Source organism: Acidocella sp., assembly GCF_052326845.1.
Classification (GTDB): domain Bacteria; phylum Pseudomonadota; class Alphaproteobacteria; order Acetobacterales; family Acetobacteraceae; genus Acidocella.
Genome location: NZ_JBKQJR010000139.1, coordinates 13653 through 30920 on the forward strand (window position 1 = coordinate 13653; position 17268 = coordinate 30920).

At 67.2% G+C, this 17268-nt stretch carries 17 protein-coding genes; 14 read left to right on the forward strand and 3 right to left on the reverse strand.

The window, feature by feature from the left end:
- Position 1: 1 nt before the first annotated feature.
- The 3 genes from spt to ACLPJJ_RS09145 are packed head-to-tail and all read left to right on the forward strand — an operon-like array spanning position 2 to position 3178.
- On the forward strand, positions 2–1246 hold the full coding sequence (gene spt, locus ACLPJJ_RS09135; RefSeq protein ID WP_443590664.1) for a serine palmitoyltransferase: 1245 nt from the start codon (positions 2–4) through the stop codon (positions 1244–1246).
- A 37-nt stretch (positions 1247–1283) separates the two neighbouring features.
- Positions 1284–2417 (forward strand): glycosyltransferase, encoded by a 1134-nt coding sequence (locus ACLPJJ_RS09140; RefSeq protein WP_443590665.1) that lies wholly within the window; start codon positions 1284–1286, stop codon positions 2415–2417.
- Positions 2414–3178, forward strand: coding sequence for a PIG-L family deacetylase (locus ACLPJJ_RS09145; protein ID WP_443590666.1), 765 nt, complete (start codon positions 2414–2416; stop codon positions 3176–3178). The genes ACLPJJ_RS09140 and ACLPJJ_RS09145 overlap by 4 nt, the downstream gene beginning before the upstream one ends.
- Before the next feature lie 20 nt (positions 3179–3198).
- On the opposite strand, the gene ACLPJJ_RS09150 is transcribed toward ACLPJJ_RS09145, so the two are convergent.
- The 3 genes from ACLPJJ_RS09150 to ACLPJJ_RS09160 all read right to left on the reverse strand — a co-directional run bounded on the left by ACLPJJ_RS09150 (position 3199) and on the right by ACLPJJ_RS09160 (position 6754).
- On the reverse strand, positions 3199–3744 hold the full coding sequence (locus ACLPJJ_RS09150) for a carbonic anhydrase (protein ID WP_443590667.1): 546 nt from the start codon (positions 3742–3744) through the stop codon (positions 3199–3201).
- Positions 3745–4000: 256 nt separating this feature from the next.
- Positions 4001–5491, reverse strand: coding sequence for an oligosaccharide flippase family protein (locus ACLPJJ_RS09155; RefSeq protein ID WP_443590668.1), 1491 nt, complete (start codon positions 5489–5491; stop codon positions 4001–4003).
- Entirely contained in the window at positions 5492–6754 is a 1263-nt protein-coding gene (locus ACLPJJ_RS09160) for a glycosyltransferase (RefSeq protein WP_443590669.1), read from the reverse strand. It abuts the gene before it with no gap.
- Between the two features lie 187 nt (positions 6755–6941).
- On the opposite strand from ACLPJJ_RS09160, the gene modA reads away from it, so the two are divergent.
- The 11 genes from modA to ACLPJJ_RS09215 all read left to right on the forward strand — a co-directional run.
- Entirely contained in the window at positions 6942–7709 is a 768-nt protein-coding gene (gene modA / locus ACLPJJ_RS09165; protein ID WP_443590670.1) for a molybdate ABC transporter substrate-binding protein, read from the forward strand.
- A 6-nt stretch (positions 7710–7715) separates the two neighbouring features.
- Positions 7716–8381: a molybdate ABC transporter permease subunit gene (gene modB, locus ACLPJJ_RS09170; protein ID WP_443590671.1), complete on the forward strand. Its 666-nt coding sequence runs from the start codon at positions 7716–7718 to the stop codon at positions 8379–8381.
- The gene (gene modC, locus ACLPJJ_RS09175) at positions 8378–9451 is read left to right on the forward strand and encodes a molybdenum ABC transporter ATP-binding protein (RefSeq protein ID WP_443590672.1); all 1074 of its coding nucleotides are present in this window, start codon (positions 8378–8380) and stop codon (positions 9449–9451) included. The genes modB and modC overlap by 4 nt, the downstream gene beginning before the upstream one ends.
- An 84-nt stretch (positions 9452–9535) precedes the next feature.
- A complete protein-coding gene (locus tag ACLPJJ_RS09180; RefSeq protein ID WP_443590673.1) occupies positions 9536–10528 on the forward strand; it encodes an HlyD family secretion protein in 993 nt (330 codons plus the stop codon).
- Positions 10525–11469 carry an ABC transporter ATP-binding protein gene (locus ACLPJJ_RS09185; RefSeq protein ID WP_443590674.1) on the forward strand — a complete coding sequence of 315 codons (945 nt, stop codon included), beginning with the start codon at positions 10525–10527 and terminating at the stop codon, positions 11467–11469. Before ACLPJJ_RS09180 ends, ACLPJJ_RS09185 begins: the two co-directional genes overlap by 4 nt.
- The gene (locus ACLPJJ_RS09190) at positions 11466–12413 is read left to right on the forward strand and encodes an ATP-binding cassette domain-containing protein (protein ID WP_443590675.1); all 948 of its coding nucleotides are present in this window, start codon (positions 11466–11468) and stop codon (positions 12411–12413) included. Before ACLPJJ_RS09185 ends, ACLPJJ_RS09190 begins: the two co-directional genes overlap by 4 nt.
- Positions 12410–13546: an ABC transporter permease gene (locus ACLPJJ_RS09195; RefSeq protein ID WP_443590676.1), complete on the forward strand. Its 1137-nt coding sequence runs from the start codon at positions 12410–12412 to the stop codon at positions 13544–13546. Before ACLPJJ_RS09190 ends, ACLPJJ_RS09195 begins: the two co-directional genes overlap by 4 nt.
- 2 nt (positions 13547–13548) lie before the next feature.
- Positions 13549–14679, forward strand: coding sequence for an ABC transporter permease (locus tag ACLPJJ_RS09200; RefSeq protein ID WP_443590677.1), 1131 nt, complete (start codon positions 13549–13551; stop codon positions 14677–14679).
- Positions 14680–14718: 39 nt separating this feature from the next.
- Positions 14719–15600, forward strand: coding sequence for an NUDIX hydrolase (locus tag ACLPJJ_RS09205; RefSeq protein ID WP_443590678.1), 882 nt, complete (start codon positions 14719–14721; stop codon positions 15598–15600).
- An 80-nt stretch (positions 15601–15680) separates the two neighbouring features.
- Positions 15681–16640, forward strand: coding sequence for a quinolinate synthase NadA (gene nadA, locus ACLPJJ_RS09210; RefSeq protein ID WP_443590679.1), 960 nt, complete (start codon positions 15681–15683; stop codon positions 16638–16640).
- Between the two features lie 20 nt (positions 16641–16660).
- On the forward strand, positions 16661–17268 hold a 608-nt coding region (locus tag ACLPJJ_RS09215; protein WP_443590680.1), incomplete at its 3' end, for an FAD-dependent oxidoreductase.

The following is a 17268-nucleotide window of genomic DNA, read 5'->3' on the forward strand; positions in this document are numbered from 1 at the left end:
TATGTCGCTTTTTTCTAAGTTCGCGCCCCTGGCGGCGCAGTACCGCCAGCTTGAAGAAGCTGGCGCGAACCCCTTCAACGTGTCGTTTGATTCCGTGCTCTCGCCGACCGAGGCGATGATCAAGGACCGCCCGGTCCTGCTGCTGGGCACGAACAACTATCTCGGCCTGACCTACGATCCCGCCGTGATCGCCAAGGCCGTGGAGGCCACGGAGCTGTACGGCACCGGCACCACGGGGTCGCGCATCGCCAATGGCAGCTATGACGGCCACAAGCAGCTGGAGCGCGCGCTCGCCGGTTTCTACAACCGCAAGCATGGCATGGTGTTCTCCACCGGCTACCAGGCCAATCTTGGCATCCTCTCCACGCTGGCGGGCAAGGACGACCACCTGATCCTGGATGCCGATTCGCATGCCAGCATCTACGATGGCGCGCGGCTCGGCCACGCCCAGGTGACGCGCTTCCGCCACAACAGCCCCGAGGATCTGGCCAACCGCCTGCGCCGGCTCGAGGGCACGCCGGGCGACAAGGTCATTGTCGTCGAGGGCATCTACTCCATGCTGGGCGATACCGCGCCATTGCGCGAATTCGCCGCGGTGAAGCGCGAATATGCCAACACTTATCTGGTGGTGGACGAGGCGCATTCGCTTGGCGTGCTCGGCGAGAACGGGCGCGGCCTCGCGGAAGCCGCTGGCGTCGAGGGGGATGTGGATTTCGTCGTCGGCACCTTCTCCAAGAGCCTCGGCGGCGTCGGCGGGTTCTGCGTCAGTGATGCCGAGGGCTTCGATATCCTGCGCGTTGTCACCCGGCCGTATATGTTCACCGCCTCGCTTCCGCCGGGCGTGATCGCGGCCACGCTGGAGGCGCTGCATCAGGTGCAGACCCGCCCCGGCCTGCGCCGTCAGCTCAGCGAGAACGCCAACCGGCTCTATAATGGGTTGGCCGCGCTTGGCTTCACGGTCGGGCCCGAGCCGAGCCCGGTGGTTTCCACGGTCATGCCCAGCCCGGAAGCGGCGTTCGCCTTCTGGTCCCGGCTGCTTCATGCCGGGCTGTACACCAATGTCAGCCTGCCGCCCGCCACGCCGAAGGGCCTCGCCTTGCTGCGCTCCAGCGTCAGCGCCGCGCATACCTCCGCGCAGATCGACCATGCCATCGCCATGTTCGCTGAGGCAGGCCGGGAGCTGGGGCTGATTTCCCCCGCCCGTGGACAGAAGCAGGGCGAAACCGTTTTCGTCTCGGCGAAGTAGGGGCGGGGGCGGAGCGCCGCCCGGGCCGGAGAGGCAGATGCAACAAGTCGCCATCTTCCGCCACAACCTGTTCAAGGTGTCGGAGCCGTTCATCACCGAGCAGGCGGAGCATCTGCGCCGCTACCGGCCGCTTTACGTGGGGCGGCTGCGTTACGGCGCGCCGCCGCCGGGGGCGGAGTCCCTGGCGCTGGAAGATCTGGTCAAAGGCTGGCCGATCCCCTTCGTCGCCCGGCAGATGCTGACGATGAACCCGGCCCCGTATGAGCGCCTGCTGGCGGGCCGCCGCCCGGCGCTGATCCACGCGCATTTCGGGGTCGAGGGCGTTTATGCTTTGCCGCTGGCGGCGCGTCTCGGCGTGCCGCTCGTCACGACGTTCCACGGCTTCGACGCCACGCTCTCCACCGCAGCACTGCTCGGCTCGCCGGCCTATACGCATTATGCGCTGCGTCGCTCCCGCCTGGCCCGGCAAGGGGATCTTTTCCTCTGCGCCTCCGGCTTCATCCGCGAGCGGCTGCTGGCGATGGGTTTCCCGCCGGAGCGCACGAGGGTGCACTATATCGGGGTCGATTGCGGCGCGGTCCAGCAACGCGAGGCCGCCGAGGAAATGCCGGAGATCCTGCACGTGGCGCGGCTGGTGGAGGTGAAGGGCACCGAATACCTCATCCGCGCCTTTGCCGAAGTGGCCCAACAGCATCCTGCCGCCCGGCTTGTCATCATCGGCGATGGCCCGTTGCGCCGGAAGCTGGAAAGGCTGGCACAATCCTGCGGGGTGGCGGACCGCGTAGAATTCCTCGGCGCGATGGCGCATGCCCAGGTGCTGGCGCGGATGCGCTGTGCTTCCATGCTGGTGCTGCCGAGCGTGCGCACCGCCTCCGGGCGGGTGGAGGGGTTGGGCATGGTCACGCTGGAAGCGGCGGCCATCGGCGTGCCGGTCATCGGCTCGGCGCTTGGCGGCATCCCCGAGGTGGTGGCGGATCAGCAAACCGGCTTCCTGGTCCCGGAGCGCGATCCGCAAGCTCTGGCGGCGCGGATGCTGGCCCTGCTGGATGACGAGGCGCTGCGCCGGAGGCTGGGCGCGGCGGCACGGCAGCGCACGGAGCGGGACTTCGACATCACCCGGCAGACGGCGGCGCTGGAAGATCTCTACGACGCCGCGCTGGAGGGGGCATGACGCCGCGCAAAAGCGCCGTGGTCGTGGCGCATCCGGATGACGAGATCCTCTGGCTGAGTTCCGCCTTGGCCTCGGCGGAGCGGATCGTCTTCTGCTTCGGTGATCTGTTCGGCAACCCGAAGCGTTCCGCCGCCCGCCGCCGCGCCGTCGCGGCGCTGAACCTGCCCAACCTTACCGACCTCAAGCTGCCCGAGAGTGGTACGCGCAAGCTGGTGGACTGGGAGCACACACGGTCCACGCCCTATGGCATCGAGATCGCCGATGAAGCCGGGCGGGCCCGCTACGAGGTGAATTTCACCGCCCTGGTGGCGGCGCTGCGCCCGGTGCTGGCCGGGTGCGCCGATGTCTATACGCACAACCCCTGGGGCGAGTACGGGCATCCCGAGCATGTCCAGGTGTACCGTGCCGTCGCCGCGTTGCAGGCGGAGCTGGGCTACACGATCTGGTTCTCCAACTACGCAGCGCCGCTGAGCTGGCCACTGGCCAGGCAGGAAGCCGCCCGGCGATGCTGGGCGCAGAGCCGGATCGTCCGCCCCGATACCACACTGGCCCGCCGCTGGCGCTGGGTCTATCTGCGCCACGGTGCCTGGACCTGGATTCTTTCCTATCGCTGGCCGCGGCACGAGACGCTCTACGCCCAACCCCCGGCAGGGCGCCGCGAGACGCTTTACACGCTCAAGGGCGAGACGCTGCTCGACATCTCCAGGCTGCGCTGGTGGCGGCTGGGCAGCGCCTCGCGCGTGCTGGACGAGGAACAATAAAGACAAATTTTTGTGGCCTGCTAAAGCAGGGTAACTGTTCCGGTATCCAAAGCATAGTAACCGGCTGCGACTTTCAGGTTTCCTTGTTGGATCAGTCCCGCCAGCACGGGCGATGCGGTGGCCAGCAGGTTCGCCTGATTTTTTGCGTTGGCCTTTATCGCGGCTTCCAGATTGCCGCCAGCCGCCTCCACCGCGGGCTGGATGGGCGCGTAGAGCGCACTGATCTGGCCGGGAACGGCCTTGCCCGCCATGGCGGCCTTCACCGCGCCGCAATTAGCGTGGCCGAGCACTAAAATCGCCTTTGTCCCCAGCACCGCCGCGCCATATTCCAGGCTGGCGATGATGTCCGGCGATGCGATATTGCCCGCCACCCGTGTCACGAAAAGCTGGCCGATGCTCTGATCGAACACCAGTTCCACCGGAACCCGTGAATCCGCGCAGGACAACACGGCGGCGAATGGTTCCTGCTTGGCCACGGTGTTTTGCTTTAGCAACGCCAGATCATTGCTGCATGATGTCAGCTGATGCTTGGCAAACCGTGCATTGCCGTCCAGCAGTGCCTGCAACGCGGCATCTGGTGCAAGCGTGGTCTGCGCACAGGCAAGTTTCGGAAATGCCGCGCCAATCGCGGCGGTGGCGATCAGCCCGCCTATGCCGCTCCGTACAAAATCCCGGCGCGGCCAGCTATGCCCCCTGCCGCACAGGCAACCCATCTGATGTAACTGGTCCATGTCTCCTCCAGAACGTTACAGAACAGGATCGGCATCGGCCGTTGCAAGTGAAGGATGAGTCAGCCTTAATTAATATTCCGGCTCCACCCGGCTAGGTCTCCTGCGCCACGGTCACCGCGGCGTGCTGCATCGTGCGCGCATGCAGCGAGAGCCCGGCATAGGTCAGCAGCGTCGCGGCCAAAGCGATGCCGATCTGCACCTCCGGCCCGTAAGGTGCTGCGAAATGCCGGGCCGTTTCCGCGCCCAGCAGCATGATGACGATGCCGAGGCCCGGGGCGAGGAAAGGGCGTGCCAGCGCGCCGGGGCGGATTTTCCAGTGGCGGTACAGGTACAGCATGCCCCAGCCGAGCAGCAGCGGGTACACGGCGAGCCAGACCGCTGAGACGGCGACAATGCCGGTGCGCGCCGGGAAGCTCAGCCCGGCGGCGAGAATGCCGGTGCCGAGCAGCGCCAAGGTCGCGGCTGAGAGCCTGGCCGCCCGGCCGGGCTGGCCCGTGGCCAGCAGCACCGGGGTGAGCAGTTGCGAGGTTATCCGGAATATGGCCGCCAAAGCGAGGATCTGCATCGGCAATGCGGCGGCGGCGTAGCTGTGGCCTTGGCTATCGTGCAGCAAGCCGGTGAGTGGGGTGGCCAGGAGCAGAATCCCGGCCATCAGCGGCGCGTTCAGCACGGTGAGCCGTTGCAGCGACCAGAGCAGCGCCCCGGTGAGATGCTCCGGCACGGCGGCGGCCCTGGCGAACACCGGCAGGGCAGTGCGGTTGATGATGGTGCCGATGGCCATCGCCGGTTCCATCGCCACGTCGAACGCCACGCGGTACACGGCCAGCGGTGCCGCGCCGTAGAACCAGCCGACGAGCAGGAAGTCGATGTTCTTGAAGATCTGCTCGAAGATGTTGGCCGAGGAGGAGCGCAGGCCGAAATGCAGCAGCGGCGCGATCTCGGCCATGTTGAAGTGCAGCCGCGGCCGGAAGGGGCTGACCAGAAGCGCGCCCGCCAGGATGAACACGCCGCTCGCCGCGTAGCCTCCGGCCAGCGCCCAGACCCCGCCGCCTGCCAGGGCGATGCCGGCCCGCGCCAGCGCCGCGCCGAACGTCGCCCCGACATTGACGATGGCGATCCGCTCGTAGCGCAGGGCGCGGTTCTGCCGGGCGAGCGGGATTACCGCTGCGCCGACCAGCGGCTGTTTCGCCGCCACCGCGATGAAATACGCCGCCATGCCCGGCACGCCGTAGATGGCCTGTATTGCCGGGGCGGCGGCCAGCGTCAGCGCCGCGACCACGCCCGCCGCGCCGAGGATGAACCAGAATAATGAATCGAGTTGCCGGCGCGTGACGGAACGGGCCTGCACCAGCGCGTCGCCGGTGCCCAGACCGTCGAACGCCTCGACGACCATGCCGATCGAGACGACCAGCGAACCGATGCCGACCTGCTGCTTGCTCAGGAACAGCAGGACTACCAGGATAGTGGAAAAATCCGTGACCTTGGCGATGATCGTGGCGCCGCCCAGCCAGTTGAACCCCCGGCCCAGAGCCCGGCGCTGCTGCGCCATGGCATCTTCCGGCGCGTTACGCTCTTCCGCCATTCAGCGCGGCGGGGTTTTGTCAGCCGGGGCCAGTGCGCCCGGCGGCAGGATCCAGGAGCGTGTGCGCGCGAAGTGGACGAACCAGCGGCGGGACTGGCCGAGCCAGTTGCGCGATTGCCCGCGGCCCCAGCTGCCCGGCGCCGGCGGGGCGGATTGCCGCCAGTTGGCGATAATATTGGCGATTTTCCGCGCCCTGGCTTCCCAGGTATAGTTCCGGCTGTGCGCCTGGGCCGCGGCGGCGAGGCGGGCGGCCAGAGCCTCATCGGTGGTCAGTTGCCGCAGCCCGTCCACCAGCGCATCCAGCGAATCCGGCTGGCAGAGCAGGGCGGTCTCGTCAGCGCGCAGCACCTCGGCCACATCCGGCGTGTCCCCGGCCAGGATCGGCCGGCCGGAGCCGAGATAGAAGAACAGCTTCAGCGGCAGCACGGTGGAGCCGAACTTGGCCAGAGGCTGGAGCGAGGGCGGGATGAGCAGCACATCGGCCGCGAAGATGTAGCGCCCCAGCGTCGCCTCGGTCTGCCAGGGCACGACGCGGACATTTGGCAGCTCGGCGGCCAGGCGCTCGATCGGGCCGTCGCCATAGGAGCCGACCAGGATGAACAGCAGCTCGGGCAGCTGGCGCGCGGCCCGGATGACCAGCTCCAGCCCCTTCTTGTGGTTGATGCGACCGGTATAGACCACGGTCTTGGTCTCGGGCGGCACGCCAATCTGGCGCTTGGCTTCGTCGAGCGGGATCGCCGCCTCGAAACGCGCGGGCTCGAAGCCGTTATGCACGCAATGCAGCTTGGCGGCGGGCACGCCGAGCTCGATGTATTTCTGCCGCGTGTATTCCGAATGGCAGATGCTGCCGAGGAACCGCTCATGCGTGAACAGCTTGTACAGCCAGAATTGCAGCGGCGGGATCTGGTCAGGCCAGGGGCGGTAATGGTCGAACACCACGCGCTGGCCGGACAGGATGGACATCCACGCCACCCAGAGGTTGCGGGTATAGACGAGGTCCGCCTGGCGGAATTCCCGGCGCAGCGGAATGGTCAGCCCGCAGCAGAAATGCCGCAGCGCCGCGGGCTTCAGCGGGGCCCAGGCCCGGACGATCGGCATGCCCACCGCGCGGCTCACCACCTCGGGCGTGGAGCCCGCGGCGACAGGCGCGTGCAGCCAGGAGCCTTCGGTCAGCGGGCCGAGATATTTGGCAGTCGTGGCGAACACCTCGGCATCAGCCTCGGCGTTGGGCAGAGGGTTTTCGAAAGCGAACAAAATTCTCATGCTAGACCATCAAATTCCGGCCGGGAGGGCCGGCGGCGCCAATAACAAAGCCGCGCAGCGCGCGGCGGGGATGGCGCAACCTATGCTCTCACCGCCCGGGGATCAATAGAAGCCAGGACAGGGCTGCATGGCGCCGCCGAATTGCCGGGATTTGGCCTTTCAGCTTACAACAAAGAGAGGAGGATTGATGATGCAAAACCTGTCGCTACGCCGCCGATTGCTGCCGCTATGCGCAGCGGCGCTTTGCCTGCTGTCCGCTCCGGCCCGGGCGGGCGAGACCTCCATCGCCGTTGCCGCCAATTTCACCGAGCCGGCGAAGCGCCTCGCCGCCGCCTTCGAGCAGAAGACCGGAGACACGCTGGTGCTAAGCTTTGGCGCCTCTGGGCAGATCTTGAGCCAGATCACGCAGGGCGCGCCCTATGAGGTGTTTCTCTCCGCTGACCAGGCGCGGCCGCAAAAGCTGGAGGCGCTGGGGCTGGCCGTGCCGGGCACGTGCTTCACCTATGCCGTGGGGCGGCTGGTGCTGTGGAGCGCGCAGCCGGGCTTCGTCGATGCCCAGGGCAAGGTGCTGGGCACGGGGCGCTTCGCGCATCTCGCCATCGCCAACCCGCAGACCGCCCCTTATGGCGCGGCGGCGGTGGAGGCGCTGAAGGCGCTCGGCGATTATGACGCAGTGGCGCCGAAGCTCGTCACGGGCGAGTCTATCACCCAGGCTTACCAGTTTGCCGCCAGCGGCAATGCGGAGCTGGGCTTCGTGGCGCTTTCCCAGGTGGTGCACGTGAATACTGGCTCCTCCTGGCTGGTGCCGCAAAGCCTGTATAAGCCGATCAGCCAGGACGCCGTGCTGCTGAAAGCGGGCGAGGCCGACCCCGCGGCCAAGGCCTTCCTCGCCTATCTGCAAACGCCGGAGGCACGCGCCGTCATCCTCGGCTATGGCTACGCGACGGGACCCTAGCCACACATGACCTCCGCCATCATCCTCACGCTGGAGCTGGCGGCGGTCACCACGGCGTTGCTGCTGGCGCTGGGGGTTCCCATCGCCTGGGGGATGGCCCGGGCGAAGGGGTGGTGGGCCGAGGTTCTGGGCGCGGTGATCGCGCTGCCCATCGTGCTGCCGCCCACGGTGCTGGGGTTCTACCTGCTCTTATTGCTCGGCCCGTACGGGCCGTTCGCGCCGCTGCTGGCCCTGGCCGGGCTGCGCACCCTGGCCTTCAGCTTCACCGGCCTTGTCATCGGCTCGGTCATCTACTCGCTGCCCTTCATGGTGCAGCCGGTGCGCAACGCCTTCCAGGCCATCGGCCCGGCGCCGTGGGAGGCCGCGCTGACCCTGCGCGCCTCGCCCTGGGATGCGTTTCGTTCCGTCATCCTGCCGCTGGCGCAGGGCGGCATCATCACCGGCGCGATCCTGAGCTTCACCCACACGCTCGGCGAGTTCGGGATGGTGCTGATGATCGGCGGGGACATCCCCGGCAAGACCGAGCTGCTCTCCATCGTCATCTTTAACGATGTCGAGACGCTGCGCTGGTCCGAGGCCGGGGCGTTGGCCGCAGGCATGGCGGCGTTTTCCTTCGTCGTCATCCTCGTCACCCTGTTGGCCGAGAAGCGCATGGCCAGGCTGCGCGCATGATCACCGCGCGCTTCGCCGGGCGGCTTGGGGCGTTCTCGCTCGACGCGGCGCTGGAAATCCCCGCCCAGGGCATAACCGGGCTGTTCGGCCCGTCCGGCTGCGGCAAGACGACGCTGCTGCGCTGTCTGGCCGGGCTGCTGCGGCTGCCGGGCGGCTACCTGCGGGTGGGCGGGGAAGTCTGGCAGGATGGGCGCGTCTTCCTGCCGCCTTATCGCCGCCCGCTTGGCGTGGTGTTCCAGGATTCACGGCTGTTCGCGCATCTCTCGGTGCGGGAGAATCTGCGTTTCGGCCTGCGCCGGGCCGGGGGCGGTGTGGCGCGCATCACGGAAGATGCCGTCATCGGGAGCCTCGGGCTGGAAAAGCTGCTGGACCGCAGCCCAGAGGGGCTTTCCGGCGGTGAGCGCCAGCGCGTGGCGATTGGCCGTGCCCTGCTGGCGCAGCCCAGGCTGCTGCTGCTGGACGAGCCCCTGGCCGCGCTCGACCGCGACAGCGCGCACCAGATATTGCCGAAGCTGCGGGAACTGTCGCGGCTGTTCTCGGTGCCGGCGATCCATGTCTCGCATGATCTGGCCGAAATCGAGCGGCTGGCCGACCACCTCGTGCTGATGCGCGCTGATGGCCGTGTCGCCGCCACTGGGGAGCTGGCCGCGCTGCTCACCGACCCGGCCTTGCCCTTCGCCGCGCGGCAGGATGCCGCCGTGGTTCTGGAACTGCGCGCCGGCGCGTATGACGAGGTTTATGGCCTCACCGTCTGCGGCGGGGAGGATCTGGCGCTCATCGTGCCCGGTCAACCTGGCCCGGCTGGCGCGCCGGTGCGCCTGCGCATCCGCGCCAGCGATGTCAGCATCTGCAAGGGCCAGCCGCAGGGCAGCAGCATCCTGAACACGCTGCCCGCGCGCATTCTGGCCGCCGAGGCTTCGGCGGGGCCGCATGTCAACCTTGTGCTGGGTGTGGGGCGGGTCAGGCTGCTTTCCAGCATCACCCGCAAATCCTTCGATGCGCTCGGCCTGAATGTGGGCGATGCGGTGTACGCGCAGATCAAGGCCATGGCGCTGGCGGCGCCGGATTGAGCGTATTGACTCAGGTCAAAGCGGTGCCGGAGATGGGAGATTACGACGTTACCGAATGATAACATTTAACAAACGGCCTCAGGCATGAACCGCCGCCGCGCTTTGGCGGTTGCCGCCGTGCTTCTCGCGGCCGCCGGGCTGTACGCGGCTTGGCGCTGGAATACGGAGGAGACAGGGCCGTTCGGCGCGGCCGGGCCGGGCAATGTCATCGTCTCCGGCAATATCGAGGCGCATGAGAGCGTGCTGAGCTTCACCAGCGTCCAGGCGCCGATCTCCGAACTGCCATTCGACGAGGGGGCGACAGTGCAACAAGGCACGGTTCTGGCGCGGGTCGATGACCGGCTCTACCGCCAGCAGGTCGAGATTGACCGTGCCAATGTGCAGGTGGCCCAGGCGCAGGTGGCGGCCAACCAGAGCGGCCTTGCCGCCGCGCAGCATAATGTGACCAGCGACGAGGCGGATCTGGCCGAGAAGCAGCTCGACTACATGCGGGCCGAGCGGTTGGTCGCGACCAGAACGGTTTCGGTACAGACGCGCGACCTCGCCGCGACGGCGGAGAAGCAATCCGCCGCCACGCTGGCGCATGACCAGTCCGTGGTGGAGCAGGCGCAGGCCAATATCGGGCTGACGCAGGCCAATCTCGCCGCAGCCGAGGCGAAGCTGCGTCTCGACGAGATCACGCTTGGCTATGCCACGCTCACCGCGCCGTTTTTCGGCGTCATCGCCGTGCGCGAGGCCGAGCTTGGCGAGTTGGCTGGGCCGGGGGTGGCCATCTTCACGCTGGACGATCTCGACCATATCTGGCTGCGCGCCTATGTGAACGAGCCGGACCTGGGCAAGATCCGGCTCGGCGAGGCGGTGGAGGTGGCCACCGACACCTACCCGCGCAAGATCTATCACGGCCGCATCAGCTTCATCTCGCCGGAGGCGGAGTTCACGCCGAAAACCGTGCAGACTTTCGCCGAGCGCATCACCCTGGTTTACCGTGTGCGCATCGATATCGACAATCCGACACATGAGCTCCTGCCCGGAATGCCCGCGGATGCCCGCATTCCGCTACTGCCGCCCGGGCCATGAGCCAGGCAGGCGGGCAGGTCGCGGTCGCCGCCCGCGCCGTCACCCGGCATTTCGGCGAGCTGGCGGCGGTGAGCGAGGTCAGCCTCAGCATCAATCGCGGTGAGATTTTCGGCCTCGTGGGCCCGGACGGCGCTGGCAAGACCACCCTGATGCGCATGCTCGCCGGGGTGCTGCGCCCGGATGCGGGAGAGATCACGCTCGACGGCGTGGATGTGCTGGCCGACCCGGAAGCGGCGAAATCCCGGCTCAGCTATATGCCGCAGCGGTTCGGCCTGTATGAGGACCTGACCGTGGATGAGAACATCTTCTTCTATGCCGAGTTGTTCGGCGTGGCGCGGAAAGCCCGGCAGGCACGCGCGGCGGAGCTGCTGGAAGCCGCGGGGATGGCACCGTTCCGCCGCCGCCTCGCGGGCAAGCTCTCGGGCGGGATGAAGCAGAAGCTCGGGCTGGTCTGCGCGCTGATCCACACGCCGGCCGTGCTGCTGCTGGACGAGCCGACCACCGGGGTGGACCCGGTCTCGCGCCGGGATTTCTGGGGTATCCTGTATAATTTGCGGGAAAGCGGCGTCACCATCCTGTTCTCCACCGCCTATATGGACGAGGCCGAGCGCTGCTCGCGCCTGGCGCTGATGCATGCCGGGCGGGTGCATGACTGCGATACCCCGGCGCGGATGAAGCGGAACATGCCGGGCGTGCTGCTCGCCATTACCGCGCCGGACCCGCGCGCAATTCGGGCGGCCCTGACCGATGCGCCCGGTGTGCTGGGCGTGCTGCTGAAGGGCGACCATGTGAATCTGCGCGCCGACTCAGCCGGGCGGATGGCGGAATTCGCCGGCCGGCTGCGGGCGCAAGGCGTGGCTTACAGCGCCATTGCCCAGGAGGAGCCGGGGATCGAGGATGTGTTCGTCGCCCTCACCGGCGATGATGAGGGCTCGGCATGACCGGCAGCCCCCCGGTGGTGCAGGCGCGCGGCCTGACCAAGCGCTTCGGCGATTTCGTGGCCGTGGATTCGCTCGATTTGGACATCGCCAAGGGCGAGGTTGTCGGCTTCATCGGCCCCAACGGCGCGGGCAAGTCCACCGCCATCCGCATGTTCTGCGGCCTGCTGCGCCCCAGTGCCGGCACCGCGACCGTCGCGGGGTTCGATGTCGCCCGCCAGCCGGAGGCGGTGCGCGCGCATATCGGCTACATGTCGCAGAAATTCTCGCTCTATGGCGACCTCACGGTAGCGGAGAACCTGCGTTTCTTCGGCGGCATCTATCGCGTGCCGCGTGCCGAACTGAAGGAGCGCATGGCGTTCGCCATCACCATGGCGGGGCTGGCGGGGCGCGAGACCGCGCTGGTGCGAACGCTGGCCGGCGGCTGGAAGCAGCGTTTGGCGCTGGGCTGCGCCATTCTGCACCGCCCGCCGGTGCTGTTCCTCGACGAACCAACCTCCGGCGTGGAGCCCCAGGCACGGCGGCGCTTCTGGGACCTGATCCACAGCCTGGTCGGGGATGGCGTGACCATCCTCGTCACCACCCATTACATGGACGAAGCCGAGTATTGTAACCGCATCGCGCTGATCGATGGCGGGCATCTGGTGGCCATCGGTAGCCCCGGCGAACTCAGGCGGCATGATCTTGGCGGCGTGCTGGTGGAGCTGGAAGCCACGCCGCTGGGTGCGGCGCTGGCGGTGCTGCGCCGGACGCCAGGCGTGATCGAGGCGGCGATTTTCGGCGACAAGCTGCATGTGCTGGTGGCGCCCGGGGCCGACCCGGTAACGTTGCCGCCCCTGCTCGCGGCGCATGGCATTGCCGCCGGGCCGCCCCGGCTTATCACGCCCAGCCTGGAGGATGTGTTCGTCCGCATCGTCTCGCATCGCCGCGCGCAGGAGGCCGCATGAACCTGCGCCGCCTCATCGCCATCGCCTACAAGGAGACGCTGCAGATCTGGCGCGACCCGCGCAGCCTCGCCATCGCGCTGCTGATGCCGCTGATGCAGATGGGGCTGCTCGGCTATGGCGTCAGCCTGGACATCAAGCGCGTGCCGCTTTGCGTCTATGACCAGGAGCGCAGCCAGCTCAGCCGCGAGGTCGTGGACAGCTTCACCGCCTCGCACTGGTTCCAGCCCGTGGCGGTGCTGTACAGCGACCGCGACCTGCGCGCGGCGATGGACCGCGGCAGCTGCATCGCCGCCCTGGTGATCCCGGTGGATTTCTCCCGCACGCTGTTCACCACGGGTCAGGCTGAGGTGCAGACGGTGTTCGACGCCACCGACACTAACACCACGAATGTCGCCACCGGCTATGCCCAGGGCATTACCGCGCAGCTGAATGCCGACATCAACGCACGCTGGCAGGCCGCGCATGGGGACAAGGCGCAGACCATCGGCACCGTCGATCTCTCCCCGCGCGTCTGGTTCAACGAGGGGCTGGACAGCCGCAACTTCATCGTGCCCGGCGTGGTCGCTGTCATCCTCGCGCTGGTCGGGTCGCAGCTCACCTCGCTCACCGTCTCGCGCGAATGGGAGCGCGGCACGATGGAGCAGCTGATCTCGACGCCGGTGACGGCGCTGGAGCTGATGTTCGGCAAGCTGGCGCCGTATTTCGCCCTCGGCCTGCTGGATGCCGCCTTCTGCCTCGGCGCCACCGCCTTCTGGTTCCATGTGCCGTTCCGCGGTAGCCTGTTCACGCTCATCGTCACCACCGCGCTGTTCGCACTGGTGGTCTTGGGGATCGGCTATCTGCTCTCGGTGCGCATCCACAGCCAGCTCGGCGCCAGCCAGATCGCGCTCATGCTCACCATGCTGCCCACGACGATGCTTTCCGGCTACACCTTCCCGCTCGACCAGATGCCCGAGCCGGTGCGCGTCATCTCCTGGATCGTGCCGGCGCGCTATTATGTCACCATCCTGCGGGCGGTGTTCCTCAAGGGCAGCTCGCTTTGGGAGATGGCGGTCCCCGTCATTGCGCTGCTCGTCTATGCCGCGATCATCATCCGCGCGGCGGCGCGGGCCTTCCGCAAGAGCCTGGACTAGCCATGTTAGAGCGCATCCGCGTCATGCTGATGAAGGAGTTCATCGAGCTAAAGCGCGACCCCTGGGCGATTTTCCGCCTAGTCGCGCCGCTGGTTATCCAGCTCCTCATCTACGGCTATGCCGCCACCTTCACCGTGAACCATGTCGCCACAGCCGTTCTCGACCTCGACCACAGCCAAGCCAGCCGCGCCTTGGTCTCGCATTTCACCGCCACGAAGCGTTTCGATGTCGTGGATAACGTGGAGAGCCAGGACCAGCTCAACCGCGATATCGACACCGGGCAGGCGGTCGCCGGGATCATCATCCATGCCGGTTTCGCCAAGGATTTCGCCAACGGCCAGACCGCGCCGCTGGAAGTGGTGGTGGACGGCACGAACTCCAACACCGCGCTGATCGCGCTCGGCTATGTCAGCCAGATCGTCACGCTGTTCGAGGAGGATGAGGCCAGCCCGCCGGCGGGAGGCGGCAGCGCCGCCGCGCCGGGGGCGGTGAGCGTCTCCTTGCAGGAGCGGCCTTGGTTCAACGCGGGGCTGGACGACCGCTGGTTCTTCATTCCCGGCGTTATCGGCACGCTGGCGCTGATGCAGGTGGTCAGCCTCACCGCCTTCGCCGTGGTGCGCGAGCGGGAGATGGGCACGCTGGAGCAGATCATGGTCAGCCCGATCAGCCGGGTGGAATTCATCCTGGGCAAGACCGTGCCGTTCTTACTCATCGGCTTTGGCGATGTAGCACTGGTCACGGGACTGGGCTGCACATGGTTCCATGTGCCCTTCGTCGGCAATCCGCTGGTGCTGCTGCTCGGCTCCGCGCTGTTCCTGCTGGCATCCATTGGGCTAGGCCTGCTGCTCTCCACGGCGTCGCGCACGCAGCAGCAGGCCTTCGCGCTGAACTTCTTCCTGGTGAATCCGCTCTTCATCCTATCCGGCTTCGCCTTTCCCATCGCCGCCATGCCAGCGGTGCTGCAATGGTTCACGCTCATCAACCCGCTGCGCTACTTCCTCGTCATCCTCCGCGCGGTGTTCCTCAAGGGCGTGGGCTTCGCCGTGCTCTGGCCGGATTTCCTGGCGCTGTTCCTGCTGGCCGCCGTGATGCTTGGGGTGAGTGTGCTGCGCTTTGACAAATCACTGGATTGAGCTGCTTCCCGCGCGGCGGCAAATGCGCGACAAGGGCCCATGGAAGGTGGAACGGTCCAGGCCGAGCTGATTGCGGTTCTTGCCGCCGTGACGGATGGAGATCCGCGCGTGCTGACCATCGGCTCCGGCTACGCCCTGCCGTCCGGCCCGCTGGAGGAAGGGCATCGCTCCCTGCAATCCGGGCTGCGGGCCTGGGTGGAGCGGCAGACGCATCATCCGCTCGGCTATGTCGAGCAGCTCTACACCTTCGCCGGGCAGTTACCCGGTTCGGCCCGGGGTATTTCCATCTCTTATCTCGGCCTCAGCCGGCAGGCGGTGGCGGAATATCCCGGCGCCGAATGGCATAGCTGGTACGAGTACTTCCCCTGGGAGGATGCGCGCCAGGGGGCTGCGGCAGGGCATGTGGCGGCCATTCTGCCCCGGTTGCACGCCTGGGCCGGAGCGAATGCGGCGCGGCAGGCGCGGGTGGCGGGGCTGTTCGGCGCGCAGGGATGGAACGAGGAGCTGGTGCTGCAACGCTACGAACTGCTCTGGGAGGCGGCCCTTGTTCCCGAAGCCCGCCGCCCCCGCCCAGGCGAGGGCGAGCCGGTGCCCGGCAAGGAGATGACGCACGATCACCGCCGCATCCTGGCCACGGCGATCGCCCGGCTGCGCGCCAAGATCAAATACCGCCCGGTGGTGTTCGAGCTGCTGGCGCATGAGTTCACCATGCTCGAACTGCAGCAGACCATGGAGGCCCTGGCCGGGCAGACCCTGCACAAGCCGAATTTCCGCCGCCTCATTGAGCAGCAGGAGCTGGTGGAGGAAACCGGGAAATACACCTCGGGCCTCGCGGGCCGCCCTGCCAAGCTGTTCCGCTTCCGCCAGGCGGTGCTGGAGGAGCGCGATGTTTCAGGCACAAAGCTGCCACTCGTGAAATAATTGTTGCTACCTTATTCTCAAGGTGAGTATAATTGCGTCTGTAAGATTTATACTCACATTGAGTATAAAAGGAGTGCGCGATGCCGCTTGACCTGTACGACCGTGTTTCCCGTGTGATCCCTCCCATCGAATGGGCCACCATGGCAGAGGATGCCGAGGCGATCCTCGACCTCAAGCGCAAGCGCCGCGCCGTGATCCTGGCGCATAACTACCAGACCCCGGACATCTTCCACGGCGTTGCCGATATTGTGGGCGACAGCCTGGCCCTGGCGCGCGAGGCCGAGAAAGCCGACGCCGATGTGATCGTGCTGGCGGGCGTGCACTTCATGGCCGAGACGGCGAAGCTGATGAACCCGGAAAAGACCGTGCTGATCCCGGACGCTGCCGCGGGCTGCTCGCTGGCGGAATCGATCACGGCGGAAGATGTGGCGCTGCTGCGGGCCAGGTACCCCGGCCGGCCGGTGGTGGCGTATGTGAACACCTCGGCGGCGGTGAAGGCTGCGTCCGACATCTGCTGCACCTCGGGCAATGCCAGGAAGGTCGTGGAATCGCTTGGCGTGCCGGAAGTGATCATGATCCCCGACGAGTTCCTGGCGCAGAATGTCGCCAAGGAAACCAACGTGAAGATCATCGCCTGGAAGGGCCATTGCGAGGTGCATGAGCGCTTCACCGCTGCCGAGATTTTGCAGCTGCGCCAGACGCATCCGGGCGTGGTCATCCTGGCGCACCCTGAATGCCCGCCCGAGGTGGTGGAGGTGGCGGATTTCTCCGGCTCCACCGCGGTGATGGCCGATTACGTGCGCACGCAAAAACCCGCCCGCGTGGCGCTGATCACCGAATGCTCGATGAGCGACAATATCGCCCAGGCCAATCCGGACACGGCGTTCGTCCGCCCCTGCAATCTCTGCCCGCACATGAAACGGATCACGCTGAAGAACATCCGCAAGGCGCTGGAGGAGATGCAGACCGAGGTGACGATTCCGGCCGAGTTCTTTGCTCCGGCGCGGCGGGCGGTCGAGCGAATGCTCGCGGTAAAATGAGCGCGGATGCTCGCGGTGAAATGAGCGCGGATGCTGGCGGTCAAATGATCATCATCGGTGGCGGGGTGGCGGGGCTGATGGCAGCACTTGCCGCCGCACCCCATCCGGTCACGCTGCTCAACGCTGGGAAGCTGGGCGAGGGGGCGGCGAGCCGGCTCTCGCAGGGCGGCATGGCGGCGGCCGTCGGGCCCGAGGATAGCGTGGCGCTGCATGTGGCCGACACGCTGGCGGCGGGTGCTGGCTTGTGCGACCGCGCGGTGGTGGAACGGATCATCGCTGCGGGTCCGGCGCTGGTGGAGACGCTGCTGCGCCTGGGCGTGCGCTTCGACCGCGACGCGACCGGCGCGCTGGCCCTGGGGCTGGAGGCGGCGCATGCCCGCCACCGCATCCTGCACGCCCATGGCGACCAGACCGGGGCGGAGATCATGCGCGCTCTGGCCGAGCAGGTGCGGGCGGCTGGGCATGTTAAGGTGCTGGACGCCACAGCGCGGCACATTTTCACCAATGATTCCGGTGTGACCGGTGTGCTCGCCGCGCGCGGCGGCGAGAGTTTCGTCTTGCCGGCGGACCGCGTGCTGCTGGCCACGGGCGCCATTGGCGGGCTGTTCCGCTATTCCACCAACCCGCC